The 23,498-nt window shown below is 29.2% G+C and carries 31 protein-coding genes; 7 read left to right on the top strand and 24 right to left on the bottom strand.

What is annotated here, in order from left to right:
• Window positions 1-21 precede the first annotated feature (21 nt).
• The 4 genes from NAB20_RS09605 to NAB20_RS09590 are packed head-to-tail and all read left to right on the top strand — an operon-like array spanning window position 22 to window position 2,061.
• Window positions 22-249, top strand: a complete 228-nt coding sequence (locus NAB20_RS09605) for a DUF6095 family protein (protein WP_088393226.1) — start codon at window positions 22-24, stop codon at window positions 247-249.
• The gene (locus NAB20_RS09600) at window positions 236-784 is read left to right on the top strand and encodes a DUF1572 family protein (RefSeq protein ID WP_105196656.1); all 549 of its coding nucleotides are present in this window, start codon (window positions 236-238) and stop codon (window positions 782-784) included. Before NAB20_RS09605 ends, NAB20_RS09600 begins: the two co-directional genes overlap by 14 nt.
• A gap of 13 nt (window positions 785-797) precedes the next feature.
• Complete coding sequence (locus NAB20_RS09595) at window positions 798-1,172, top strand: DNA topoisomerase IV (protein WP_105196657.1); 375 nt, start codon at window positions 798-800, stop codon at window positions 1,170-1,172.
• 34 nt (window positions 1,173-1,206) lie between these two features.
• Window positions 1,207-2,061 (top strand): TerC family protein, encoded by an 855-nt coding sequence (locus NAB20_RS09590; protein ID WP_088393220.1) that lies wholly within the window; start codon window positions 1,207-1,209, stop codon window positions 2,059-2,061.
• A gap of 378 nt (window positions 2,062-2,439) precedes the next feature.
• Here the strand turns inward: NAB20_RS09590 and NAB20_RS09585 are convergent, their stop codons facing one another.
• The 12 genes from NAB20_RS09585 to NAB20_RS09530 all read right to left on the bottom strand — a co-directional run bounded on the left by NAB20_RS09585 (window position 2,440) and on the right by NAB20_RS09530 (window position 14,733).
• Window positions 2,440-3,144, bottom strand: coding sequence for a response regulator transcription factor (locus NAB20_RS09585; RefSeq protein ID WP_105196658.1), 705 nt, complete (start codon window positions 3,142-3,144; stop codon window positions 2,440-2,442).
• Between the two features lie 2 nt (window positions 3,145-3,146).
• On the bottom strand, window positions 3,147-4,730 hold the full coding sequence (locus NAB20_RS09580; protein WP_105196659.1) for a sensor histidine kinase KdpD: 1,584 nt from the start codon (window positions 4,728-4,730) through the stop codon (window positions 3,147-3,149).
• A 58-nt stretch (window positions 4,731-4,788) separates the two neighbouring features.
• Entirely contained in the window at window positions 4,789-5,385 is a 597-nt protein-coding gene (gene coaE, locus NAB20_RS09575; protein ID WP_105196660.1) for a dephospho-CoA kinase, read from the bottom strand.
• Entirely contained in the window at window positions 5,385-6,386 is a 1,002-nt protein-coding gene (locus tag NAB20_RS09570; RefSeq protein WP_375605051.1) for a glycosyltransferase, read from the bottom strand. Before NAB20_RS09570 ends, coaE begins: the two co-directional genes overlap by 1 nt.
• 711 nt (window positions 6,387-7,097) lie before the next feature.
• A complete protein-coding gene (fabV, locus tag NAB20_RS09565) occupies window positions 7,098-8,291 on the bottom strand; it encodes an enoyl-ACP reductase FabV (RefSeq protein WP_088393535.1) in 1,194 nt (397 codons plus the stop codon).
• Window positions 8,292-8,332: 41 nt separating this feature from the next.
• On the bottom strand, window positions 8,333-9,985 hold the full coding sequence (gene recN, locus NAB20_RS09560; RefSeq protein WP_375605050.1) for a DNA repair protein RecN: 1,653 nt from the start codon (window positions 9,983-9,985) through the stop codon (window positions 8,333-8,335).
• Window positions 9,986-9,994: 9 nt separating this feature from the next.
• Window positions 9,995-10,882, bottom strand: a complete 888-nt coding sequence (locus NAB20_RS09555; protein WP_240668945.1) for a DUF4835 family protein — start codon at window positions 10,880-10,882, stop codon at window positions 9,995-9,997.
• Window positions 10,875-12,083 (bottom strand): bifunctional phosphopantothenoylcysteine decarboxylase/phosphopantothenate--cysteine ligase CoaBC, encoded by a 1,209-nt coding sequence (gene coaBC / locus NAB20_RS09550; RefSeq protein WP_105196663.1) that lies wholly within the window; start codon window positions 12,081-12,083, stop codon window positions 10,875-10,877. Before coaBC ends, NAB20_RS09555 begins: the two co-directional genes overlap by 8 nt.
• 15 nt (window positions 12,084-12,098) lie before the next feature.
• The gene (locus NAB20_RS09545; RefSeq protein WP_088393529.1) at window positions 12,099-12,413 is read right to left on the bottom strand and encodes a DNA-directed RNA polymerase subunit omega; all 315 of its coding nucleotides are present in this window, start codon (window positions 12,411-12,413) and stop codon (window positions 12,099-12,101) included.
• A gap of 9 nt (window positions 12,414-12,422) precedes the next feature.
• Window positions 12,423-13,217, bottom strand: a complete 795-nt coding sequence (locus NAB20_RS09540; RefSeq protein ID WP_105196664.1) for an outer membrane protein assembly factor BamD — start codon at window positions 13,215-13,217, stop codon at window positions 12,423-12,425.
• Window positions 13,218-13,328: 111 nt separating this feature from the next.
• Window positions 13,329-14,210 (bottom strand): 4-hydroxy-tetrahydrodipicolinate synthase, encoded by an 882-nt coding sequence (dapA, locus tag NAB20_RS09535; protein WP_088393525.1) that lies wholly within the window; start codon window positions 14,208-14,210, stop codon window positions 13,329-13,331.
• Window positions 14,211-14,214: 4 nt separating this feature from the next.
• Complete coding sequence (locus tag NAB20_RS09530; protein ID WP_088393523.1) at window positions 14,215-14,733, bottom strand: DUF6913 domain-containing protein; 519 nt, start codon at window positions 14,731-14,733, stop codon at window positions 14,215-14,217.
• Between the two features lie 101 nt (window positions 14,734-14,834).
• Here NAB20_RS09530 and NAB20_RS09525 point away from each other — a divergent pair, with 101 nt between their 5' ends.
• From NAB20_RS09525 to NAB20_RS09515, 3 genes are all read left to right on the top strand, one after another.
• The gene (locus tag NAB20_RS09525) at window positions 14,835-15,587 is read left to right on the top strand and encodes a 5'-nucleotidase C-terminal domain-containing protein (protein ID WP_105196666.1); all 753 of its coding nucleotides are present in this window, start codon (window positions 14,835-14,837) and stop codon (window positions 15,585-15,587) included.
• A gap of 21 nt (window positions 15,588-15,608) precedes the next feature.
• Window positions 15,609-16,529 (top strand): bifunctional UDP-sugar hydrolase/5'-nucleotidase, encoded by a 921-nt coding sequence (locus NAB20_RS09520; protein ID WP_105196667.1) that lies wholly within the window; start codon window positions 15,609-15,611, stop codon window positions 16,527-16,529.
• Between the two features lie 580 nt (window positions 16,530-17,109).
• A complete protein-coding gene (locus NAB20_RS09515) occupies window positions 17,110-17,259 on the top strand; it encodes a hypothetical protein (RefSeq protein WP_235877386.1) in 150 nt (49 codons plus the stop codon).
• 21 nt (window positions 17,260-17,280) lie between these two features.
• On the opposite strand, the gene NAB20_RS09510 is transcribed toward NAB20_RS09515, so the two are convergent.
• The 12 genes from NAB20_RS09510 to NAB20_RS09455 all read right to left on the bottom strand — a co-directional run bounded on the left by NAB20_RS09510 (window position 17,281) and on the right by NAB20_RS09455 (window position 23,497).
• Window positions 17,281-17,586: a hypothetical protein gene (locus NAB20_RS09510; protein WP_375605049.1), complete on the bottom strand. Its 306-nt coding sequence runs from the start codon at window positions 17,584-17,586 to the stop codon at window positions 17,281-17,283.
• Window positions 17,587-17,931: 345 nt separating this feature from the next.
• Window positions 17,932-18,057 carry a hypothetical protein gene (locus tag NAB20_RS09505; protein ID WP_375605048.1) on the bottom strand — a complete coding sequence of 42 codons (126 nt, stop codon included), beginning with the start codon at window positions 18,055-18,057 and terminating at the stop codon, window positions 17,932-17,934.
• Between the two features lie 28 nt (window positions 18,058-18,085).
• A complete protein-coding gene (locus NAB20_RS09500) occupies window positions 18,086-18,445 on the bottom strand; it encodes a hypothetical protein (protein ID WP_375605047.1) in 360 nt (119 codons plus the stop codon).
• Window positions 18,446-18,583: 138 nt separating this feature from the next.
• Entirely contained in the window at window positions 18,584-18,907 is a 324-nt protein-coding gene (locus NAB20_RS09495) for a carboxypeptidase-like regulatory domain-containing protein (RefSeq protein WP_375605046.1), read from the bottom strand.
• Window positions 18,908-18,914: 7 nt separating this feature from the next.
• On the bottom strand, window positions 18,915-19,250 hold the full coding sequence (locus tag NAB20_RS09490; RefSeq protein ID WP_105196678.1) for a hypothetical protein: 336 nt from the start codon (window positions 19,248-19,250) through the stop codon (window positions 18,915-18,917).
• Window positions 19,247-19,651 (bottom strand): hypothetical protein, encoded by a 405-nt coding sequence (locus NAB20_RS09485; RefSeq protein ID WP_375605045.1) that lies wholly within the window; start codon window positions 19,649-19,651, stop codon window positions 19,247-19,249. Before NAB20_RS09485 ends, NAB20_RS09490 begins: the two co-directional genes overlap by 4 nt.
• A gap of 28 nt (window positions 19,652-19,679) precedes the next feature.
• Window positions 19,680-20,048, bottom strand: a complete 369-nt coding sequence (locus NAB20_RS09480) for a hypothetical protein (protein ID WP_375605044.1) — start codon at window positions 20,046-20,048, stop codon at window positions 19,680-19,682.
• Window positions 20,045-20,914, bottom strand: coding sequence for a hypothetical protein (locus NAB20_RS09475; protein ID WP_375605043.1), 870 nt, complete (start codon window positions 20,912-20,914; stop codon window positions 20,045-20,047). The genes NAB20_RS09480 and NAB20_RS09475 overlap by 4 nt, the downstream gene beginning before the upstream one ends.
• Window positions 20,915-20,968: 54 nt before the next feature.
• Entirely contained in the window at window positions 20,969-21,268 is a 300-nt protein-coding gene (locus tag NAB20_RS09470; RefSeq protein WP_105196680.1) for a hypothetical protein, read from the bottom strand.
• Complete coding sequence (locus NAB20_RS09465; protein WP_375605042.1) at window positions 21,265-21,462, bottom strand: hypothetical protein; 198 nt, start codon at window positions 21,460-21,462, stop codon at window positions 21,265-21,267. The genes NAB20_RS09470 and NAB20_RS09465 overlap by 4 nt, the downstream gene beginning before the upstream one ends.
• A 165-nt stretch (window positions 21,463-21,627) precedes the next feature.
• Window positions 21,628-21,999: a hypothetical protein gene (locus NAB20_RS09460; RefSeq protein ID WP_235877380.1), complete on the bottom strand. Its 372-nt coding sequence runs from the start codon at window positions 21,997-21,999 to the stop codon at window positions 21,628-21,630.
• 10 nt (window positions 22,000-22,009) lie between these two features.
• On the bottom strand, window positions 22,010-23,497 hold the full coding sequence (locus tag NAB20_RS09455; RefSeq protein WP_375605041.1) for a hypothetical protein: 1,488 nt from the start codon (window positions 23,495-23,497) through the stop codon (window positions 22,010-22,012).
• Between the last annotated feature and the right edge of the window lies 1 nt (window position 23,498).

Here is a 23,498-nt window from a genome sequence, read left to right as displayed (position 1 = left end):
AATTAACTACAAACAACAACAATGTCAACTAATAAAGATATCTTACTAAAAGGGATTAAAAATTTAGCAATGGCTTTGCCTCTTATGTTCATAGGTCCCTCTGTTATTTTCAGCTCATTTAAAAATCAAAATCACCCCTTTTATATTCCTGTTTTAGGCTTAGGAATCACTATCTGTTTACTTTCAATATATCTTATGTTCAAAGGAATTCAAACTATAATGAAAAGTTTATTCAATGAAAAACGCTAATCTTTACCTAGAAAGCGTAAAAAAACAAATGCTTTATTATAAAACTATTGCAGATAAAGCCATAGCTCAACTAGAATCTGAACAACTGTTTACAACATCCCATGAAAACACTAACTCAATTGCTATAATCATACAACATATAGCTGGCAATATGATCTCTCGTTGGACTGATTTCCTCACTTCTGATGGTGAAAAAGAATGGCGAAACCGCGATGCTGAATTCGAAAATCATCTTGTTTCTAAAGAAACCCTTTTAATTTTATGGGAAAAAGGATGGAAATGTTTTTTTAATACCATTAACACTTTAAAACCTGATAATTTAAATCAAATCATTTATATCCGCAATGAAGAACAAACAGTTATAGATGCTATTAATCGTCAGTTAGCTCATTATCCATATCATATTGGCCAAATCGTATTTTATGCTAAAATGATTAAAAATGAGCATTGGGATAACCTATCTATTCCTAAAAACCAATCAAAAGAATACAATACAAACAAATTTTTAAAAGAAAACAATTTACCTAATCTTTAAAATTACTGTCAAAATGTCCAAATATTTATTTTTCCTTCTAACAACATTTACCCTTATTTCTTGTTATAACGTAGAACGTAATTGTAACGATTTTAAAACAGGAACTTTTGAATTTAATCAAAAAATTGAAGGTGTAAAGCATACCTCTCAATTTATACGTAACGACTCATTACAAATAGAAACTTTTGAAGGAAAAACAGATACTGCCAGAGTTCGATGGGTAAATGATTGCGAATATATACTTCAAAAAGTAAACCCGAAAAATTTAGAAGAAAAAAAAGCCATTCAAATTAAAATATTGAGTACCAACAAAAAAGGTTATTTTTTTGAATATTGTTTCGTAGGTGAATCAAAAAAACAAAAAGGTTTTGTAACAAAAACAAAATAGCCGCGTATAATGATTGTAAATTCAAACAGACAAAATGGAAATCTTATTTAACCCAGATGCTTGGATAGCATTATTAACTTTAACTTTTTTAGAAATTATTTTAGGTATTGACAATATTGTTTTCTTGTCAATCGTATCTGGAAAATTAAAAGAGGAAGAACAACCCAAAGCCCGTAGAATTGGTTTATTACTAGCCATGGCTTTTCGTATTGTACTATTATTTGGTATTACATGGGTTTTAAGCTTACAAGAAGTATTATTTCACATTGATTGGGGATGGTTTCAAGCTGGCATAACAGGACAAAGCCTTATTATTTTCGGAGGAGGTTTATTTTTGTTATACAAATCAGTATCTGAAATACATCACAAACTAGAAGGTGAAGAAGAAGGAGAAAAAGGAAACGCAAGCAATAGCTTATCTGCTGCCGTTTTTCAAATTGCTGCTTTAAACTTAGTTTTTTCTTTTGATAGCATTCTGACAGCTGTTGGTTTAGTCAGTATGAAACCTGCTCCAGAAGGTTTTGGATACGAAGGTGCTTTAATCATTATGATTCTTTCTATTATTATTTCAATTGTAATTATGATGATCTTTGCGGGTCCTGTAAGTAAATTTGTAAACAACCACCCTACTATTCAAATTTTAGGATTATCATTCCTCATTTTAATTGGTGTTATGTTATTGGCAGAAGGTGGACACCTTGCTCATATAGCTTTCTTTGGTGGTACAGAAGTTCATAGCATACCTAAAGGATATTTATACTTTTCAATCTTTTTCTCTTTATTTGTAGAGTTCTTAAACTTAAGAATGAAAAAATCTAAAAATCCAGTTAAACTACATAATAACAAAATAACTGATCCCAAATTAGAAGATCAAGATTTTACTAATTAGAACAAAAAAGCTGCCTATATAGGCAGCTTTTTTTATACAAAATATTTTCTGATTCCTTTTAAACCTAGATTACACATTAGACCCGAGCGTAGCGAATAGACGAAGTAAATCTATTCAACTTTATTTTTCTTCCAATTCAAGCACGTACTCAAATTTTATTCACCGAAACAGTAGACTGTTTCATCTTTTAAAATTTTCCATGGGCACTTTAATTTACTGATTTTTCAATGAAGCCTAATGCGCAATCTGGGTATAAAAATGGAAGTTAAACTCAAAAGTAAAAAGATCTTGAATCTTGATTTCATGAATACATTTTACTTCTGAATATACTCTTTGAAAATTTATTTTTTTAATAAAAAATCTTAATATTCTAAAAGATTAACTATTTTTTACAACTAATCGGAATCCTTCACCGTGAATATTAAGTATTTCAACATTTTCATCTTGTTTAAGATATTTACGTAGTTTGGCAATATAAACATCCATACTACGAGAAGTAAAGTAGTTATCATCTCGCCATATTTTTGTTAATGCTAGTTCGCGTGGCATCAAATCATTTTCGTGTAATGCTAACATTTTGAGTAACTCATTTTCTTTTGGGGAGAGTTTAACGGGTTCATCTCCTGGATAAGTTAAGAAGCGTAATTTAGCATTTAAATGAAATTTACCTATTTCAAATTCAAATTTGCTAGCATCTCCTCTTATTTCAGTGGCTTTTCGTTGAATAATGGCACGTATTTTCATCAACAAAACTTCTGAGTCAAAAGGTTTGTTCAAATAATCATCAGCTCCTACTTTATATCCTTTTAAGACATCTTCTTTCATAGTCTTTGCTGTAAGGAAAATAAGAGGAACTTCTTTATTTTTTTCTCTAATTTCTTTGGCTAGAGTAAAGCCGTCTTTATAAGGCATCATAACATCAAGAATACATAGATCATATTCATCTTTCTTGAATTTTTCAAAACCTTCCATTCCATTTTTGGCTAATATTACTTCAAAATCATTCATACTTAAATAATCTCGAAGAATTGAACCAAAATTAGGATCGTCTTCTACTAATAATATTTTCTTTACCGTTTCCATAATCAAACTATTAAGGGTAATTTTATTATAAATGTACTTCCTTTACCTTTTTCACTTTCTACCACCACTTCACCGTGATGATCGTCCATAATTCTTTTTACATAGGCTAATCCTAATCCATGCCCTTTTACATTATGGATATCTCCCGTGTGTTCTCTATAAAATTTATCAAAAATTTTCTTTTGCGATACTTTGCTAATACCTATTCCATTGTCTTTTATTTTTATAACGATGAAATTTTTAACATTTTCTGTACTTATTTCTATTATAGGAGATTCTGGTGTATATTTCACAGCGTTTTCTAAAACATTTACCAAGACATTAGTAAAATGAATATCATTTAATAAAGCTTTTGATTTTAAGGCGTTAAAATTGGTTTTCATTTTACCTTGGCGATCTTCTACAATTAAACTTACGTGTTCAATTGCTTCTTCTAGCATGTCGTGTACGTCGTGACATTCTTTTGTTATATCTAGTTCTTTCTTTTCTAATTTTGAAATTCTTAAAACATTTTCTACTTGCGCGTGCATTCTTTTGTTTTCATCTTTAATCATTTGCAAATAGCGTTGTACTTTTTCTTTATCATCAATTACTTTAGGATTCCGAATAGCATCTAAAGCTAAATTGATGGTTGCAATAGGTGTTTTGAATTCATGCGTCATATTATTGATAAAGTCTGTTTTGATTTCTGAAATATGACGTTGGGTATTAAGTTGTTTTAAGGCACTATAGTACGCTACAATAATAATAGATGTAAATAAGAAGGCTAGAAATGCTATTCCTACAAAATCGGACGCTAAAAAGACTTTCTTTTTAGGAAAGCTTAACAATAATTGGTATCTACTAATTCCATCATTATCTTTAAAGAGTGGAGTATCGTAAGTGTTTTTTTTATCATATTTGAAATGCTCCGATTTTACTTTAGTTGCCAATCCATTATTGTATACTCCAAATTCAAAAGGGGTATTTATTCCTAATGCTTTTAGTTCATTTGCAAATAAAATCTGTAATTGTTCCACACTTACTCTTTGGGACACCTGTCTAGTGGCCGCTATATCTTTAAAATTTAGTTCAAATGTTGCTTTATCCAGAATTTCTACTACTCCCGCTTTTTCTATTAGATCAGAAGGGTGTACTACTGAACTCATGTTTTGATCATTTAAAGTGGTTTCATTATACACTTCTGTTACTCGTTTTGCTACATAATTTTTAATTCGTGTGGAATCATTTTTTTTATCAAAGAACGAGGATGAAACAGAATAATCTTCTGGGATTATGCTATTTGAATAAATTATCGTTTGATTTGTTAATTCATTTTTTTCTACGTAAAAAAATTTCATTAACTCGCTTCTTTCAGGATCTTTACCTATACTATCTTTTATTTTACTAAATCGACTTAAAAAGGAGTAAGCTTCTTGTTCTTCTACCTCTCTTGCTACATTGTCAATTACTTGTTTAACTTGGTATTTAAACTGTTCTTCTTTATTTTTAAAGGAAACATTTATCAAATATCCTTGTACAGCTACTATCCCTAGTAGAGCAATTGACATTAGTACGACAACAAAACGAAACCAATTTTTATTCATTGAAACAAATATAATATTTAACATTTAAATGTTAATAAAATTAACCAAATATTAACAATTAGGTTTTTTGATAAAGATTTGATAAAAATTTAAGAATATCACTAATTTTTTTACTGGTTTCTTTTAAATTTTCGTTTTTTATAACAAAATCACTTTTAACAATCTTTTCTTCATCAGATAATTGATTTTTTATGCGTTGCAAAACAGCTTCTTTCGTTAATTGATCACGTTGCATTACTCTTTTAATTCGCTCCTCCTCTGGAGCTATAACTAAAATAATTTTATCGCAATTTTTATAACTTTCGCTTTCAAATAATATAGCGGATTCTTTTATTACAAAAGGAAAAGAATTATGAATTTGTATCCATTTATAAAAATGTGCTGCGACTAAAGGATGTATTAATTCATTTAACATCTTAAGTTTAGAAGGATCGTTAAAAACAACTTGCCCTAATTGTTTCCTGTTTAATTTATTTTCTTTTAACACTTCTTCCCCAAACAAACTAGCAACTTTCTGAACTGTTTCAGGTAACGCCATTATTTTTCGAGCTTCTTCATCAGCTATATAAACAGGTATTCCTTTATTCTGAAATAATCGAGCGACTGTGGTTTTACCACTTCCTATACCTCCGGTTAATCCGATAATTTTAGTCATTAAATTTTAAAAAATAATTCTGGAAATGCTTCTTCTGGCTTCTTTCTTAGTACATTAATTTTATAATATGATTCTATAAAGCCTATACCGTATCCAAAAAATTGTCTCCAAACGGCCACAATGGAATAAATGCCTACTTTTAAATTTTTATTTTTATAGGTAGAAAGTATCATTATCATGACAGTGTATAAAAAATATATTTTTAACAGCCAATCGAACAAAAACAGAAAACTCAACAATATTCCTAAGATAAACCCTAACACAAACAGGGACGGCAAAAAGAATGTAGGTTTAGCATATTCAGGATACCATTTATTTAGTATCGGTCTTACTTTTCCAAACTTATTAACTTGAATATAAAATTTTTCCCAATCAATTCTTCGTTTATGATATACAAACGCATTAGGAATTAATTTTGTGTCAAATCCTTTTTTCCATAAACGAATTGACAAATCAGGATCTTCTCCTGGATGAATATTTGAAAATCCTTTTGATTCTTCAAATGCTTTTTTGGAAATTCCCATATTAAAACTTCTTGGTTGAAATTTCCCTATTTTTTCACTGGCTCCTCTCACTCCTCCAGTGGTTAATACAGAGGTCATTGCAAAATTAATTGCTTTTTGAATAGGTGTAAAACTTGCTAACATATCGTCAGGCCCTCCAAAACAATCTACATAATTTTCAGCTAATGATTTTTCAACCTCTGACAAATATTGCGAGGGTAGTATACAATCTGAATCTAAAATAATATAATAATCTCCTTTAGCATATTGCATTCCAAAGTTACGAGAATCACCAGGCCCTGAATTATATTTTAGGTAGTAAGTCAGATTTAGTTTTGATCTGTATTTATCTACTATATATTCACATGGTATTGTAGAGCCATCTTCTACTATAATAATTTCAAAAGGTTTATTATAAGTTTGTTTGGTCAAACTTTCTAATAGTTCATCTATTTCATCAGGTCTATTGTAAACTGGGATAACAAAAGAAAAATTCATTCTTCTTATTTTTTTTTGACAAAGTTACATTTTTAACAAAAAAAAGTCATGAAAAACAAGAGGTTTTTTATCCTATTTCGCATTTTTTATACTTCTTTTTTTTGTTTTTTTTCATTGTTAACCATAAGACATTCTATACTTTACCTATTCATCTTTTTTTTTGTTTATTTTCATACAATTAATCTTTAGTTTGTGTAACGTATGCCTACTGATTTTTTTGGATATGGAACGTATTAAAAAACCAACGATCTTTTTTGATTGAAAGAGAAATTCATACAATACTGATTATATAAATCCATTTATTGTAAAAGTAAAAATTAAATACTGGTTCTTTATTTTTTTAATTTAGATTCCGCATTAGACTTCGTTGTGAAACAAAACTTTTCAAGACATTCAAATACTAGGGAAATTTTCAGAAAAAGAAATGGGAAATTATTTTTATGATCAAAAGAGAATACGTGCTTGCATTGGAAGAAAAACGAGGTAGAATAAATTTACTTCGTTAATTCATACCATTTAAGATTCAAATTTACTGTAATAATATCGTGTAATATCTCTTGATTCGTGTATTCTGTAGTGAATTTTGGTTTAGCTAATTTCAAAACAAAAATGGTATCACTTTTTTAAAGCCTAATACGGAGCTGGGATTAGCATAAAAAAAAGATTGTCTTTTTACAAAACAATCTTTCTATTATTCATTCATTTATTATTTTATTGGTCTATACTTTGAATATTAACCATTTCATTTGTATCAGCTAAATAATCAACGCCTTCAAAACCGAAACCGAATAAATTTAAGAAATCGCTTTTATATCCTGCTAAATCGCCTATTTCTTTTAAAGTTTCTGTATCTGCTTGCGCCCATAATTTTTTGACTGTTTCCTGAACATCTGCTCGCATTTCCCAATCGTCTACACGAATACGTCCTTTTTCATCTACAGGTACTTCTCCTCCATTATATAAACGATCTGCGAATAAACGTTGCATTTGTTCAATACATCCTTCATGTAAACCTTCTGATTTCATTGTTTTATACAACAATGATATATATAAAGGAATTACAGGTATTGCAGAACTAGCTTGGGTAACTAATGCTTTGTTTACAGATATATAAGCACGTCCGTTAATATCCTTTAATTTTTCATCTATTTCAAAAGCGGTAGCTTCAAGATGATCTTTAGCACGTCCAATAGTCCCTTTTCGATATACGGCTTCTGTAACTTCTGGTCCTATATAAGAATAAGCAACAGTTGTAGCACCTTGAGCCAATACTCCTGCCTCTTTCATTTCATTTATCCACATTGTCCAATCTTCACCTCCCATTACAACTACTGTATTATCTATATCTTCTTGTGTAGCTGATTGAATAGAAACTTCTGATACTACTCCTGTATGAAAATCAACTGTTTTATCACTAAAAACTTGACCGATTGGTTTTAATGCTGAGCGGTATAAAATGTTTGTTTCAGGGTGCATACGCACTGGTGAAGCCAAACTATATATGACTAGGTCTACTTGTCCTAAGTCATTTTTTATCATATCAATCGTTTTTTGCTTGATTTCTTTTGAAAAAGCATCTCCATTAATACTTTTAGCATATAGTCCTGCTTTTTTTGCTTCTTGTTCAAAAGCTGCGGAATTATACCACCCTGGAGTCGCTGTTTTTCCTTCTACTGGTTCTTTTTCAAAGAAAACCCCAATTGTAGACGCATCACTACCAAAAGCGGCTGTAATTCTAGAAGCTAAACCAAATCCTGTAGAAGCACCAACTACTAACACTCTTTTTGGTCCATTAATTTTTCCTTTAGATACTACATAATTAATTTGGTTTTTTACGCTTTGGGCACAACCTTCTGGGTGTGCTGTCAAACAAATAAAACCTCTCATTCTTGGTTCAATAATCATATCTTTTCAATTAGTTTGATTAGCAAATTTAGTTTAAATAATTAGTTAAGCAAAGCTTTTGCGTGTGCAATAGCGGAATCTGAAATATTTTTACCTGATAACATTTCTGCTATTTCGATTATTCTTTCTTCTAGAGATAGTAATTTTAATTCTGAAACGGTAACATCTTCACGATCTGATTTAAATACTTTATAATGTTGTTGTCCTTTAGAGGCTATTTGGGGTAAATGTGTAATAGCAAAAACTTGCATTTTATCACTCATTATCTTCATAATATTGGCCATTTTTTGAGCAACTTCACCTGAAACACCTGTATCTATTTCATCAAAAATTATGGTAGGTAACTTTGAATAGTTAGCCAATACTGCTTTTATAGCTAACATTATCCGAGACATTTCTCCTCCTGAAGCTACTTTTTTTAGCAATCCGAAATCAGTTCCTTTATTAGCCGAAAACAATAATTGTATCTCATCTTTTCCGTTGAATAAAAATGTATTTGATTCTTTTATATCAAATTCAAAACGAGCATTAGACATTCCTAATTCACCCAAAATAGCTGTCATTTGGGCAATCAAAATAGGCACTACTTCTTTACGCTTTTTTGAAATGGTTTTAGTTTGTTGTATCAGTTGTTCTTGTGTACTACTTATCTCGATTTGTAGTTTTTGTATTTGTTCATCTAAATCTCCTGCATGTAAAACTTTTGCATCTAAATCTTTTTGAATTTTTATTAATTCTTCAACAGTGGTTACTTGATGTTTTTTTTGCAGATTATAAATAAGTTGTAATTTTTGACTAACTAACTGTAGTTTTTCAGGATCGCTAAAAAGTTTTTCACTTTGGTTTTCTAAATCTACAAGTAGATCATCCATTTCTATTAAGACGCTTGCTATTCTTTCTAACAAAGCTTGATATTCTGGAGAAAAGTTCCCTATTTTTTGAAGTGAATTTTTTACTTCTTTGAGATTTTGCAAAATTCCTATTTGTTCTTCTTTGCTTAGTGCAATAGATTTATCTAGGTTTTCTTTTATAATTTCAACATTATTTAGTTTTTCAAAAACATCTTCTAATTCTTGTTGTTCTCCTTCTTTTAAATTGGCTTGAACTAGTTCTTCTAACAAAAAACTATTATAATCTGATTCTTTTACGAAAGATTCTTTTTCGGATAAAATTCTCTTTAATGTAGTTTGAAGTGTTTTATACTGTTTTAGGTCTTTTTGGTATGTTTGTAAAAGAGTAGCATTAGATGCTATAGCGTCTAATATTTCTATTTGATATGATTCTTCTATTAATTCTCTTGTTTGTTGTTGTGAATGAATATCAATTAAAAATGTTCCTAATTCTTGCAATTCTGTTAAATTTACAGGGCTATCATTAACAAATGCTCTTGATTTTCCAGAAGGAAGAATTTCACGACGGATAATCGTTATTTCTTCAAAATCCATATCATTTTCTTCAAAAAAACCTTTCAAATTATAGACTGACAGATTAAAATGGGCTTCTATTACACATTTTTGTTCTTTATCTTTTAGAGAGCCTAAATCTGCTCGGTTTCCTAAAACGAGTCCAAGAGCACCTAGTAAAATAGATTTACCAGCACCTGTTTCACCCGTAATTATAGAGAATTGATTAGAAAAGTTCATTTCTAATTGTTCTATTAACGCAAAATTTTTTATTGATAATTGTACAAGCATGGGACAAAGCTAAAAACTAATTTGACTCCATTTACTAATATTGGTTGGAGATAATTTACTTAATGTTTCAACTAATTGATTTACATCCATTTTAGGCCCTTCAGAAAATACGCTTAAAATTTCATCTGACTTAGTATCAAAAAAAATTCGAGTCAGATAGGCATTAGGACGAGATATTACAACTTCTTTTAAATTAAAAATTGCTTTTTGCATAGCTTCTTTTCCTTCTTTAGGATTATCAGCCATTTTATCTAATGCGCCTAAATGATAATCATAAATTGTTTTTCGATAAGAGGCAAAAGTAGGCGATAACATATCATTTACTAAAAAATAACGATTCTGTGATGAAGTCGCCATCCATCCTTTTTCTTGTGTTACTTGTGCCTGAGCAACAATATTGGACGCCATTTCAAAAGCTTTTGTTCCTCCTTCTAAAGCGAAGGTATCCGCATCTATTCCTATAATCATATTAGCATAAAAAGCTACTACTGAAATTAAATTAGACTCATAAGCATTTGAGTTAAATACTAAATTTTGAAATTCATTATAGGTAAAATTTAATTCTTTATCGTTAACATTCAGGATAGAGGTAGTATAAGTAGTATTGTATACGGGACGTGTAGCTGTTACTTGTAGACTACCTGAAAACTTATTTATATTATCAAATGAATTAATATTAAAAAAAAATGAGCAATTTATTTTTTCATTTGATTTATAGGTTTTATCTGTCCATTTTGTATTATTTATAAACTCTGTAAGTGTTTTTTTTAAAGTTTTAAATATTTGTTGATTGGTTCCAGAAACCTGACTTGTATTAAATTCCACCGTACAATTCAACTCCTGTGCATAATAGCTATTGAAGAAGAAACAGATAAATAAGATTAAAAATTTACGCATAATGATTTACAATTTTATTCACTATATCCAAAGCTACTTCTTCTTTTGATTTTAGCTCTTGAGGTTCTATATTAAATTTTTTATCAATAAAGGTCACTTTATTGGTAGGTTGTCCAAAACCAGCTCCTTTATCATTTAGTGAGTTCAAAACAATCAAATCTAGATTTTTTTTCTGAATTTTTTGTTTTGCATGTTCAATTTCATTTTCAGTTTCTAATGCAAATCCAATCAAAAACTGATCTTTTTTAATTTCTCCTAAAGAGGCCAAAATATCTTTTGTTTTTTCTAACTCAATTGTAAACGTTGGATCGCTTTTTTTTATTTTTTGAGATGCTACATTTTTTGGTTTATAATCTGCCACTGCGGCAGCTGCAATAGCTACATCTACTGTATGATACCATTCATGGCAAGCACGATACATATCCTCTGCTGAACGCACTCGTCTGATTTGAATGGTTTTATTTTTAGGTTGAAGTGAGGTAGGTCCTGTAACTAAAATTACTTGTGCTCCTAAATCGGCTGCCACATCTGCTATATCAAATCCCATTTTTCCAGTAGAATGATTCCCTATAAATCGAACAGGATCTATTGCTTCATAAGTAGGACCTGCTGTAATGAGTATTTTTTTATTTCTTAATGGCAATTTACTTTCTAAGTCTTTTTCTATAAAAGAAATAATATTTTCGGGTTCAGCCATACGTCCTTCTCCTGAGAGTCCACTTGCTAACTCTCCATTTTCAGCAGGTATCATGATGTTTCCAAAACGTTTTAAAGTTTCAAAACTAGCTAAAGTAGAAGGATGTTTGTACATATCCAAATCCATTGCGGGTGCAAAATAGACAGAACATTTAGCAGACAAATAAGTTGCTAATAAAAGGTTATCACAATTTCCATTTACCATTTTAGACATTGTGTTAGCTGTAGCAGGTGCAATAATCATAAGATCAGCCCAAAGTCCTAACTCTACATGATTATTCCACAGAGCAGCAGTATCTTCTTGATTAAAAAAATGGATGTAAACGGGTTTTTTTGATAGTGTTGAAAGCGTTAACGGCGTAACAAAATCAACAGAAGCAGGTGTCATGATTACTTGAACCTGAGCACCTGCTTTTATCAAAAGTCTTACTAATGAAGCCGACTTATAAGCGGCAATTCCACCAGTTACACCTAGTATTATTTTTTTACCACTTAAAACGGACATGTTATACGCTTTAGATTATTTCGTATTTTTATGATAGATTTTTCCTTCTAACCATTCTTGTACGGCTAAGGCATGAGGTTTTGGTAATCTTTCATAAAATTTAGAAACTTCAATTTGTTCTTTGTTTTCAAAAATTTCTTCAAGACTATCATTATAAGTAGCAAACTCGTCTAATTTTTCTATTAACTCTTTTTTGATCTCAGAATTAATTTGATTAGCTCTTCTTGCCATAATTGTAATAGCTTCGTAGATATTTCCGGTTGATTCTTCAATTTTGCTTTTATTATAAGTAACCGTGTTAACTGGAGCTGTTGTCTTTTTTAAATCCATTCTAATATCCTATTTTTGAAATTGTTGTAAATCTTTTTCTATACGAACCAACATTTGATCCGCTTCTTTCTTAAAATTTGAATCTGTTTTAAACTTTACTAATCCATTATAAGCAATACGAGCTTCTTTTAAACGTTCTTCCATTTTACTCGGAATACTATTAATTGCTAATTTATAGGCTGAATCTAGTTTATAAAATAACGCTTTTTCTTTATAAGCTGTACCAGGATAATCTATTAAAAAATTATCAAAAGCTTTTAAAGCTGCTTTATAATCTGAAATTGTATTGTATTGTTTTGCTATTTCAAATGCTTTTTTCTCTAATTTATGTTGTAATCCTAGAGCAACGGTATTCGCTTCAGGAAGATAAGTTGAATTAGGATATTTATTAATAAATTCTTGCATTTTTGAGATCGCTTTTTCGGTCTCTGTTTGATCTAATGAATAAACAGGCGATAACTCTGAGTAAGATTTAGCTCCTAAAAACATTGCTTCTTCTGCATTTTTACTTTTAGGATACAAAGCACTAAAACTATCAAACTGATAACCGGCTAAATAATATTGTTCGGTAACATAATAGGATTTGGCAAACATGTAATACAAGTTTTCAGCATCTGCTTTACCTCTATACACTGGTGCTATTTGCTCAAAAAGGCGAATAGCTTTTGTATATTTTTTTTGTTCGTACTTATGAGTAGCCGCTATTAACTTTACAGCTGGATCCTCCGATTTTAATGCTTTTTGATATTCACTACAAGAAGCTAATAACATTGTAGCTAAAATACCACCTATATATTTATTCATAAAAACTTGTCAACTTTTTTCAAAGACTTATTAGAATATTACAAAACACTCTCCAAAAGCCAGAGTGCAAAGTTAATTATTAATTTTTTACTTCAAAACTTTATTTTTCTGCTATTTAGTCATTTGTTTTGTAAATGCGTTTAAACGATTAGCTAAATCTTCATTTACATTTACTAAAGGCAACCTTAATATGTTTTCGGATAAATCTAAAGATTTAAAAATTTCTTTAATTCCTCCTGGATTACCTTGCTCAAAAATCATATCAATACTATCCATTAGTTTATAATGTAATTCATACGCTTCGTTTACTTTCCTTTTTAAACCTAAACGAACCATTTCTGAAAATTCTTTTGGAAATCCTTCTCCTATAACAGAAATCACACCTGCTCCTCCTGCTAACACCATAGGCAAAGTAATCATATCATCACCTGAAATAACCAAAAAATCTTTTGGCAGTAATTGAATTAATTTCATAGCTTGTACAATATCACCTGCAGCTTCTTTTATTCCTATTACGTTTTTGCATTCGTTGGCAATTTTTAAAACAGTAGTTGGCAACATATTACTAGAGGTTCTACCTGGAACATTATATAAAATAACAGGAAGAGGAGATGCGTCTGCAACCATTTTAAAGTGCTGAAAAATCCCTTCTTGTGTCGGTTTATTATAATACGGAGAAACGGACAAAATTGCTTTAAAAGGAGATAAATCACGTGTTTTTAACTCTTCAACTACTTTCAATGTATTATTACCTCCTACTCCTAAAACCAATGGTAATCTTCCTGCATTGGTTTCTACTATAGTATCAATCACTAGTTGTTTTTCTGCTGTAGACAAGGTGGCCGATTCTGCTGTAGTACCTAATACAACTAAATATTCTACTCCCCCATCAATAACATAATTAACAATTCTTTTTAACGATTCAACATCTACTGAAAAATCTTTTTTAAAAGGTGTTACTAAAGCAACACCTGTACCTATAAATGATTGCATTTTATTATATCTTTTTTAAAATTTTTAAATATTTAAACAATTCTTGCACAAAAACTTTAAAGTTTTCAGCATTTACATTTATTAATAGATGATTTAATCTTTTATCTACTGATGAAAATCCTACTTTTAATACTGCTTTTGAATTATGTGTAACTAACAATAAGGGGGCTTTTCCAACATCGTAGTAATTTATTAGTAGATCAAAAGGAGTATAAATAAATTCATTAACAAATGGTGCTGAAAATTCACCTTTCCAATTAATATCTTTAAAAGAAAAAGTAGGATAACTTAGATTTTCATTTTTTCCTATTTTTTGTTTATAAACTAAAACTTTAATATGATCTCGTTTAAAACCGTTATTGATTAATGAATTAATCAACTCTTCTTTTTTAAAAGAGTAAGATTCATCTAGCAATAACCCTACTTTTTCAATGGTTTTGACCAATGAAGGTTCTTTCACAGATTGCAAAGTAGAGTTTAATATTTTTTTTAACGATAATTCTTTTATATAGTTTATAAACATATTATTTTTGTCGTCTTGTTTCTTTTGAAACGAATTAATGTTAACAAGCTTGAACTAGCATAAAAAATGCCAGGTAAAAGTATAAAAAAGAGTAGGAATAAATGAAACATTTTGGTTTAATTTTAACGTTAATAACGTTTAGCTTTACTACAAATGCTCAAAACGTAGTAAAAGAAATTCATGGTAAGCAAATTAAGGTAGAAGCTAGCGTGGGTAGCATTCAGGAATATGAAACCTTGATAGCTCCTTACAGGCAACAAATAAACAAAGATCTTGATAAGGTACTAGCTTACAACCCTCAATTATTAGACAAAACAAAGGGAACAAAATTTCAAAGTAATATTGGCGATTTATTTGCCGAAATTATTTTAGAAAAAAGCAGCCAAGTTTTGAAAGAAAGGGAAAGTAAAGTTGCCGATATTTCGATTTTAAATAGTGGTGGAATACGAACCATTATCCCTTTGGGTAATGTTACTGCTAGAAATGCTTTTGAAGTAATGCCTTTTGAAAATGCGGCAATGATTTTAGAAGTAAAGGGCCATGTTATTTTAGATTTTATTAATTTCTTCATTAAAGACAAAAAACCACACCCTTTTGCTGGGATGTCTTTTACTATAACCGCAGATAACAAAGCGAAAGATATTAAAATTGGTAAAAACGATTTAGATCTGGAAAAAACCTATTATATAGCGGCTAATGACTACTTAGCTAGTGGTGGTGATCGCATGGAATTTTTCTTAAAAGCTACTCGAAAAATATCTATTGATTATAAATTAAGAGATATGCTTATTGATTACTTTGAGGAAGTAGATATACTAAAAGTACCACAAATTATTAAAGTTACCCAAGAATAACCTTATAAAGAGACAAAGATTATGAAAAGAAGAGATTTTTTAAAAAACACAGTAGCTAGTTCTGCTTTATTAGGATTAGGAGGTTTATCTTTAAGTAGCTTTAATACTGCTGGAACGTTACAAAAATTAACTATTTTACATACTAACGACACGCATAGCCAAATAGATCCTTTCCCTGAAGGTCATCCTAAGAATCCAAACTTGGGAGGTGTGGCAAGAAGAGCTGCTCTTATTAATCAAATTCGTAAAGAGGAAGATAATGTATTATTACTAGATGCAGGGGATATTTTTCAAGGCACTCCTTATTTTAATTACTATGGAGGTGAAATTGAATTTAAGGTTATGAGCATGATGAAATATGATTTAGCAACAATTGGTAATCATGACTTTGATAACGGAATTACGGGATTATACGGACAGTTACCCAATGCTACTTTTGAGTTTGTGTGTGCTAATTATGATTTTAAAAACACAATCTTAGATACTCATATTAAACCTTATAAAATTTTTCAAAAAGCTGGTATTAAAATAGGAATTTTTGGTTTAGGTGTAGAATTATACGGTTTAGTCGATCCTAGATATTATAAGGAAACTAAATATTTAGATCCTGTAGAAATTGCAAATGACATAACAAAAAAATTAAAAGAGGTTGAAAAATGCGATTTAATCATTTGTTTATCCCATTTAGGTTTTGAATACAAAAATGAACCTGAAAGAATTTCAGATATCAATTTAGCTAAAAAAACTCGAAATATTGATTTGATTATTGGAGGACATACCCATACGTTTTTAGACAAACCTGTAATTGAAAAAAACTTAGACGATAAAGAAGTTCTTGTTAATCAAGTGGGAGCTTATGGTATAAATCTAGGGCGCATTGATTTTTATATAGATGATCAAAAAAACATTGCACCTGGTACAGGAAGAAAAATTGTTATATAATATATAAAAGGTTGTCTAAGAAAAATGCACTACCCCCAAAAAGTTAGATACTATTTGGGGGTATTTTCCTTAATATCTAAAGGTAATTATGGCTGATGCGAAAATCCATAATGTTTATTCCTTTATCGTCAAATTGATCTTTTAGTTTTCCTTCTAGATAATTTTTAAGTTCACTGTCATTAGGTACTTTGTATCCTTTTGGAATTCACTATGCACATCTCCTTCAATAATTTCCGTCAACTTTCCTGTTACCATGGTCATCCTTTAGGGTTGTCTATATGCTCTTCTGACCTATAAATTCGTAGAATATCTTTAGTTAAACCTCCAAAATTTTTATTGAATTTTCACAATAGGAGGACAGTTAAACCCTGATTACGCGTTAGAGATTTTTAAAAAACATATTTTATTGATTGTTAGTACTATATAAAATTACGAACTAGAATTATCAAATAAATAAACCATTCTATTTCAGTAAGTTATAAAATTTATTTTTTCTAATGCGTAATCTGGGATAAAAATAAAATATGCAAATGATAGAAAAATATACTTTCTGTTTTCTTTGTTTTTACTTAGAAAGGTTATGATTAAATCTATAATTAAAATAAAAAGTCCTAATGGAATTGCTATGAAAATAGTTGGTAAAATTTTAGGTGAGCCTAAACAAGATCTACTGTTTTCTATGAAAAAAATTCCATATAGTAAAAATGAAAATATAATTACACTAATATAGGCTATTCGTTTTAGAAAAAAATTATTCATCTTCATTTGTTTTTTCTAAATAAATATTACCTATATCAATTGTGTCATTAGTTTTAGCTTCATTTTTTACGAATTTTTTTGAATCTATTGTTGTTTTTTTATACCCCTTTTTTGTGATATAAATTAAAGAAGATAGTTTACTAATTCTTCTTTTAGCTTGTAAATCATTTTTTAGTATAATTTTAGGTAAAATGAATAGTCCTTTTTTATCTGTTTTAATATTAGTTGGACTCAAAATGTCTAATGAATCATATTTTATTGAAACATCATTTACAGGTAAGTTTTTTTCTGAATACACATAACCTTTTACTGGTTTTCTATAAACTATTAAGTTTTTTGTGAACAGGAAAATAGTATTATAACCAAGAATATTGAATATTTCATTTTATTTTAATTTTTGATAACCAAATTAAGCTTAACAGATCTTCTTTTGCTACTATAGTTCTTGAAATATCATAATATTGGCTATAATACTTCATAAGATCGATTTCTCCTGTTGCAGGCAAAACTAAACCCAAATCACTTTGTGTCACAATTGTCGAACTACCTTTGTGGCTTTTTGAATATTTATATCCTCCATAAGTCAAAATAATTTCATGACCTATTTCATGTGCTGCTGTTTCTTTAAATTCAATATCTTCATTTAAATCATCTCTGTATCTCCATTTTTTTCTTTAAATGGTTCAAATTCGTACCAATCAAAATAATACATATACCCAACATTATAGCAAATTGCTTGTGTTGAAATAAGATTTCTTACTGCCGTCATAGGGTCTTTTTTGGAGCCTAAGAAAAGTCTATTTACCTTTGGTTTGGTTTTTAAATATCCTTTCGAGATGAAGGTCAACCGTATCTATATTTTTATTTAAAAAATAATAGTGTGTGTTTTTGCCTGCACCTCCACCACGCAATAACTCAATAGTATCTTTTGTATCACTTATCTCAAAAATTAAATTATTTACAGAGTGTAAATTTTGTCTTTTTAGAATAAAAAAACCTTTTCTATCTGAAAAAGTGTAATTTTCTGTGTTCTCTTCTATAATTTTCGCTCTTTTTAAAGGTCTCTTATTGAGGTAAATATACCCCGTATAATTATCTTTTATTGATGGTGAGCAGCTACATAATATTAATGCTATTAAAAAAAAGATATTTTTCATTTATTTTAATTTTTGTTACCCATAGCAGTCCTAAAAGACCTTTTTCTTCTGCAACAATTCTTTAGAAATCGCAATCTAAAAAGCTTATGAGGTATTTAATACTTTACTGACCAATATAAATAGTATCGATTTCTTTTTCTAAAAAAATAGTGTCATTTTTTTATTTAAAAACCTATATTCCATTTTTTCTCCATGTTGTGACCAAGCTGTAACAGCAGTATCTGATTTGTATCCATTAAGCAAGAAAACTAAATCTGTAATAGCTTCACTATCATTTTTAATTTTAAAAAAACCATTACTATCTGTAAAAGCTTGTTTTGAATTTTTAACAAAATTTTCTCTTACTAAAACTTTTGAAAGCGGTTTTTTTGTTGACCTATCATAAACATATCCACTATAATCATTATCAAAATTTTCACAATTAGTACAAACTAATGTAAATAGTAATAAAAAAAATTTCATTGTATTTTTATTTATAATCAACAAATAAAGTGTCTTTTCTGCCTTCTACAAAATAAAAATTAACTTTCTCACCTCCAGATGTTCTAATTATTTGGATAGAATCAATGATTTTATTTTTTTTTCTTATTATTAAAAAATTAGAAATATACTTTTGTTGCATTGGAATTTTAAAAAAACCATTTTCATCTGTTTTCGTTTTATTCGAAGGATTATCTTCTTCATAAACTTCAACATCTGGCACTGGATTTTTATTTAAATAGATATAACCTTGATAATATTTAAAATTATTTCTATTTGTGCAATTAGCTACTATAACTAATAACACTATTGTTACTTTTTTCATTTTACTTCTAATCTAGTTAACCATATTAAACCTAATAAATCTTTTTCAGCTAGTGCATATCTTTGATAAATTTTAAACGGAGGATCTTGTGGATAATATGGCATTATATCTATTTCTCCATTTAAAGGATAAGAAGGGGCATTATCTTTCATTGACTGAGTAACTGAATTTACACTTCCTTTATGACCATAAGAATAAATTGTACCACCGTATTTTTTTAATACTTCATGACCTATTTCATGTGCAGCAGTAAACTTAAAATCTATATCTTCGTTTATTCTTTCTCTGTATCTCCATTTTTTTTCTTTAAATGGTTCAAATTCGTACCAATCAAAATAATACATATAACCAACACTATAGCAAATTGCTTGTCTTGAAATAAGATTTTTTACTGCCGTCATAGGGTCCTTTTTGGACCCTAAGAAAAGTCTATTTACCTTTGGTTTGGTTTTTAAAAAATCTTTCCCGATCTAAATATAGTGTATCGCTGAAACCTTCCCTAAAAAAGAATATATAAGCTTTCTTTAAACCACCTCCGCTTAAAAGATTGATTGTGTCTATTTCTGAGTTTTTTTGTATGATTATTATTTCATCTGGACTTTCTTTTAGTTTCTTCAAAACAAAATATCCTTTAGAATCAGTATAACTAAAATGAGCTCGATTGTCTACATCAACTATCTTAGCATTTCTTATAGGTTCTTTTTTATTGTAAATATAACCAGAGTACTCTTTTTTTTCAGCTTGGCTACAACTTAATAAAGCCAATAAAACAGGAATAATATATACTACTTTTTTCATTGCATTTTAATTTTTGTTAACCACAATAGCCCCAAAACATCTTTTTCTTCTGCCACAATTCTTTCGAAATCGTAATCTAAAAAATTTCTAGGATCATTATTATAGTATTTCATTAAATCAATCTCTTTGTTAACAGCATAAGGATAATTAAATCCTCCCTCAGAGACAGGCTTGGTATCAGAATACCCTGAACTTCCTTTGTGTTGGTAAGAATGGTCTGCACTGGCTCCACTACCTTCAGCATAGGCTCTTATAATAGTATGACCAATTTCATGTGCAGATGTGTATGAATAATCTAAATCTACCTTTGATTTTCCATTTTTATATAATAGTTTATCACTCACATAAGTCCAAGCTTCTTTTTGTAAAACATCCGATTCGAAAGTATATACATTATTTAAATGACCAACATTGTAGTATATAGATTCACTTAATGGTACAAAAGGAATGTATTGGGCAGCATTTGCAAAGAAAGACTTAACACCTGTAACTTTACCAGGATTATTAGAACGTAACCAATTATAGTTAGTATTATAAACCAAATCCACATCATCCATTGCTCGACTTTCAGTATTTCTAGTATGTACATAAACCTCAAAAGACTCTCCATTTATCTTTACATCTTTTGCCACAGCGTGGTTTTTATTTCTACCCCAATGGTAATTTAAACCATCTATTGCTAATTTCTCTAAATCTGCAAAACTTCTTGTTCTTTGTTTAATAATAGGTTTGTTAGGTAATATAGCAGTTGAAGGTATATCGTCCCAAGGACATTTTGTCACAGTATGAGTATTATCGCGCATTCCTTTTAGTACTTGTTTACAATCAAGTCCATTAGCTCCTCCATCTTTCAAATCTACACGCAATGTAACATCTATACGTTTTGTTTTTTTAAATTTAGAATTTCTTGCGATGATAAATTATTTATTGATACGTTTCATATAGAATACTTTTCCATTGAAACAATATGGATCTGGTTTACATCCATAATCCTTTAAAGTATCCGATTTAAACCCTTTTTTTTGAATTAAAACATTACCACATTCTGTAAAAGAAAACTTTCCATTTTTATCTGTATAAGTTCTATTTGAATTATTATTCAAGTCAATTACTAAAACTCCTTCAAGAGGTTTTTCTTCTTTTTCATCAAATATATAGGCGTAATTTTTACAACCTATAAATGATATACCAATAAATAATATAACAAATAATTTTTTCATCCTTTTATAATAATTTTAGTTAACCAAATTAAGCTCAAAGAATCTCTTTCCGAGGCAACAATCAAATTATAATCATAATGTGATTGACTAGGATCATCTTTAAAATAATACATTAAATTAATTTCTGAATTATTTCTTTGTTTTATATAACTCTGATTGCCTGTTGGATTTTGTAATATGGTTGAAGAGTTCATCGTGAGTGAAAGAATAAATTTTACCACCGTATTTTCTCAAAATTGTATGTCCTAATTTATGAGCTGATGTGTATTTAAAATCATTGTCAACTTTATCGGCTATAATATCAAAGTATCTCCATTTTGAACTTATGTTATACCAATTTGAAACATCACAAAAAAGAACTAATTTCTTGGTTTTTTGGATAAGAAAATTGTATCATAAACCTTTAATTCATTAATAAAACTAGCTCTGGTTTTTTCCTGCAAAGAATCAGTTAAATAATTTCTATGTTTTAATATAATATCATAAAATTTAGGATCATTTCCACTTTCAAAATCTAACAAATGGGAATTTTTAATAGCTTTTAAATAAAACATTCCTAAAGTATCTGTAATTGATTCAGTAATTATTTGCCCATCGTTATAAGTAATAATTTTTACATTACTAATTGGTTTCTTTGTAATTTTATCATAAACAAATCCTTTTATTTCAGGGCGTTCTAATTTAACAGAGCATCCCACAATAAAAAACATACACAATATTAATATTCTCATATTCTTCATATTATTTTATTTTAATTTTCGAAAGCCATAATAAGCATAAAACATCTTTCTCTTCGGCTACCACTCTTTTAAAATCTTTCCAATAAGGTTCATTATTGAAATATTTCATAAGATCTATTTCTCCACTTGAAGGATAATTAACTCCTCCTTCTGAAATAGGCTTAGTTTCGGATAAAGTGGAGCTCCCTTTATGCTTGTATGAATAAAAACTATCACTTGCGTATGACTTTAAAATTTCATGTCCAATCTCATGTGCTGATGTATAAGAAAAATCATCATCAATATCATTAAAGTTCCCCATCCAATACCATCGTTGACTACCCTCCATATATCCGACATTATATACTATCCTTTCAAACATTACCTGTCCAAAAAATGATTTTACACTAGTTGCAGAGCCTGGATTCATAGAACGCACCCATTCATTGTTTGTATTATAAACCAAATTCACATCATCCATTGCCTTATCAGTTGTATTGATTGTATTTATATAAACCTCAAAAGACTTTCCATTTATCTTAACATCTTTTGCAACTGTATGATTTTTATTTCTTCCCCAATGGTAATTTAAACCATCTATTGCTAATTTCTCTAAATCTGCAAAACTTCTTGTTCTTTGCTTAATAATAGGTTTCTTAGGTAATATAGCTGTTGAAGGTATGTCGTCCCAAGGACATTCTGTTACCCAATGTGTATTATCACGCATTCCTTTTAGTACTTGTTTGCAATCAAGTCCATTAGCTCCTCCATCTTTCAAATCTACACGCAAAGTAACGTCTATACGTTTTGTTTTTTTGTTTATTTTAACGTCCACCCAATCTACTTCTTTACGAGTGGTTTCAAACTCAACTTCTTGTACTTTTGTCGTGCCTCCTTTTTTAGCAGTAATTTTGGCTTTTAATTTTTTGCCATCAAACCAAGTACTGTCGTATATTTCATCGTTGTTAAAACCATCCCAAAAAATACAATAATTACCTATGTGTGTTAAATCAGGATATAAGTAATCATCCATTAATTTTTGAATATCAAATGTTTTAATGGGTTTTATTGAGTCTAATGTAGGGGTTTTTGCTTTTAACTTCGAAAATAATTTTGGAGTTCTTTGAGCAGTTATAACAATAGGAGCTAAGTTAGTGACTTGATAAATTTGTTCTCCATTTTCGTTGAATATTTGAAAGTGTAAAGAATCCAAATTGGTCATTTTTAAGGAGTAATCAAAAATAAAAAACCGATTTTCATAATTGTTTTCAAAGTCAAGTATGCCTAGTGGTACAAAAGTATTTTGTTTTTTATTTATAGATAGTGAAACATCAAAATTTTCGCTACTATTTTTAAAAACCTCTGGTTCTCCATAACTAACTCCTTTCTCTTCTCCTTTTAGATTGATGGTCTTGTTGGAATTAATTATAATGTCCTTTTTAGCATAGTGATTTATGCCTTCTTTGGCGGTAACTATGAGTTTGCCACCTATGATTGATTTGTAAGCCATA

The organism is Flavobacterium davisii (genome assembly GCF_042182265.1).
Taxonomy (GTDB): Bacteria; Bacteroidota; Bacteroidia; order Flavobacteriales; family Flavobacteriaceae; genus Flavobacterium; species Flavobacterium davisii.
Note: the sequence above shows the minus strand (reverse complement) of the source record. Positions and strands in the feature narration are given on the sequence as shown.

Excerpts from the sequence above, each read along its gene's own strand:
- NAB20_RS09500 (WP_375605047.1), bottom strand. The coding sequence starts at position 18,445 with ATGAAAAATATCTTTTTTTTAATAGCATTAATATTATGTAGCTGCTCA.
- NAB20_RS09540 (WP_105196664.1), bottom strand. The coding sequence starts at position 13,217 with ATGAATAAATATATAGGTGGTATTTTAGCTACAATGTTATTAGCTTCT.
- NAB20_RS09460 (WP_235877380.1), bottom strand. The coding sequence starts at position 21,999 with ATGAGAATATTAATATTGTGTATGTTTTTTATTGTGGGATGCTCTGTT.
- dapA (WP_088393525.1), bottom strand. The coding sequence starts at position 14,210 with ATGCAATCATTTATAGGTACAGGTGTTGCTTTAGTAACACCTTTTAAA.
- NAB20_RS09595 (WP_105196657.1), top strand. The coding sequence starts at position 798 with ATGTCCAAATATTTATTTTTCCTTCTAACAACATTTACCCTTATTTCT.
- fabV (WP_088393535.1), bottom strand. The coding sequence starts at position 8,291 with ATGATTATTGAACCAAGAATGAGAGGTTTTATTTGTTTGACAGCACAC.
- NAB20_RS09585 (WP_105196658.1), bottom strand. The coding sequence starts at position 3,144 with ATGGAAACGGTAAAGAAAATATTATTAGTAGAAGACGATCCTAATTTT.
- NAB20_RS09495 (WP_375605046.1), bottom strand. The coding sequence starts at position 18,907 with ATGAAATTTTTTTTATTACTATTTACATTAGTTTGTACTAATTGTGAA.
- NAB20_RS09545 (WP_088393529.1), bottom strand. The coding sequence starts at position 12,413 with ATGGATTTAAAAAAGACAACAGCTCCAGTTAACACGGTTACTTATAAT.
- recN (WP_375605050.1), bottom strand. The coding sequence starts at position 9,985 with ATGCTTGTACAATTATCAATAAAAAATTTTGCGTTAATAGAACAATTA.
- NAB20_RS09605 (WP_088393226.1), top strand. The coding sequence starts at position 22 with ATGTCAACTAATAAAGATATCTTACTAAAAGGGATTAAAAATTTAGCA.
- NAB20_RS09530 (WP_088393523.1), bottom strand. The coding sequence starts at position 14,733 with ATGTTTATAAACTATATAAAAGAATTATCGTTAAAAAAAATATTAAAC.
- NAB20_RS09580 (WP_105196659.1), bottom strand. The coding sequence starts at position 4,730 with ATGAATAAAAATTGGTTTCGTTTTGTTGTCGTACTAATGTCAATTGCT.
- coaE (WP_105196660.1), bottom strand. The coding sequence starts at position 5,385 with ATGACTAAAATTATCGGATTAACCGGAGGTATAGGAAGTGGTAAAACC.
- NAB20_RS09455 (WP_375605041.1), bottom strand. The coding sequence starts at position 23,497 with ATGGCTTACAAATCAATCATAGGTGGCAAACTCATAGTTACCGCCAAA.
- NAB20_RS09465 (WP_375605042.1), bottom strand. The coding sequence starts at position 21,462 with ATGAACTCTTCAACCATATTACAAAATCCAACAGGCAATCAGAGTTAT.
- NAB20_RS09480 (WP_375605044.1), bottom strand. The coding sequence starts at position 20,048 with ATGAAAAAAGTAGTATATATTATTCCTGTTTTATTGGCTTTATTAAGT.
- NAB20_RS09570 (WP_375605051.1), bottom strand. The coding sequence starts at position 6,386 with ATGAATTTTTCTTTTGTTATCCCAGTTTACAATAGACCTGATGAAATA.
- coaBC (WP_105196663.1), bottom strand. The coding sequence starts at position 12,083 with ATGTCCGTTTTAAGTGGTAAAAAAATAATACTAGGTGTAACTGGTGGA.
- NAB20_RS09520 (WP_105196667.1), top strand. The coding sequence starts at position 15,609 with ATGAAAAGAAGAGATTTTTTAAAAAACACAGTAGCTAGTTCTGCTTTA.
- NAB20_RS09505 (WP_375605048.1), bottom strand. The coding sequence starts at position 18,057 with ATGACGGCAGTAAGAAATCTTATTTCAACACAAGCAATTTGCTATAAT.
- NAB20_RS09490 (WP_105196678.1), bottom strand. The coding sequence starts at position 19,250 with ATGAAAAAAGTAACAATAGTGTTATTAGTTATAGTAGCTAATTGCACA.
- NAB20_RS09515 (WP_235877386.1), top strand. The coding sequence starts at position 17,110 with ATGATTAAATCTATAATTAAAATAAAAAGTCCTAATGGAATTGCTATG.
- NAB20_RS09600 (WP_105196656.1), top strand. The coding sequence starts at position 236 with ATGAAAAACGCTAATCTTTACCTAGAAAGCGTAAAAAAACAAATGCTT.
- NAB20_RS09485 (WP_375605045.1), bottom strand. The coding sequence starts at position 19,651 with ATGACGGCAGTAAAAAATCTTATTTCAAGACAAGCAATTTGCTATAGT.
- NAB20_RS09590 (WP_088393220.1), top strand. The coding sequence starts at position 1,207 with ATGGAAATCTTATTTAACCCAGATGCTTGGATAGCATTATTAACTTTA.
- NAB20_RS09470 (WP_105196680.1), bottom strand. The coding sequence starts at position 21,268 with ATGAAAAAATTATTTGTTATATTATTTATTGGTATATCATTTATAGGT.
- NAB20_RS09525 (WP_105196666.1), top strand. The coding sequence starts at position 14,835 with ATGAAACATTTTGGTTTAATTTTAACGTTAATAACGTTTAGCTTTACT.
- NAB20_RS09555 (WP_240668945.1), bottom strand. The coding sequence starts at position 10,882 with ATGCGTAAATTTTTAATCTTATTTATCTGTTTCTTCTTCAATAGCTAT.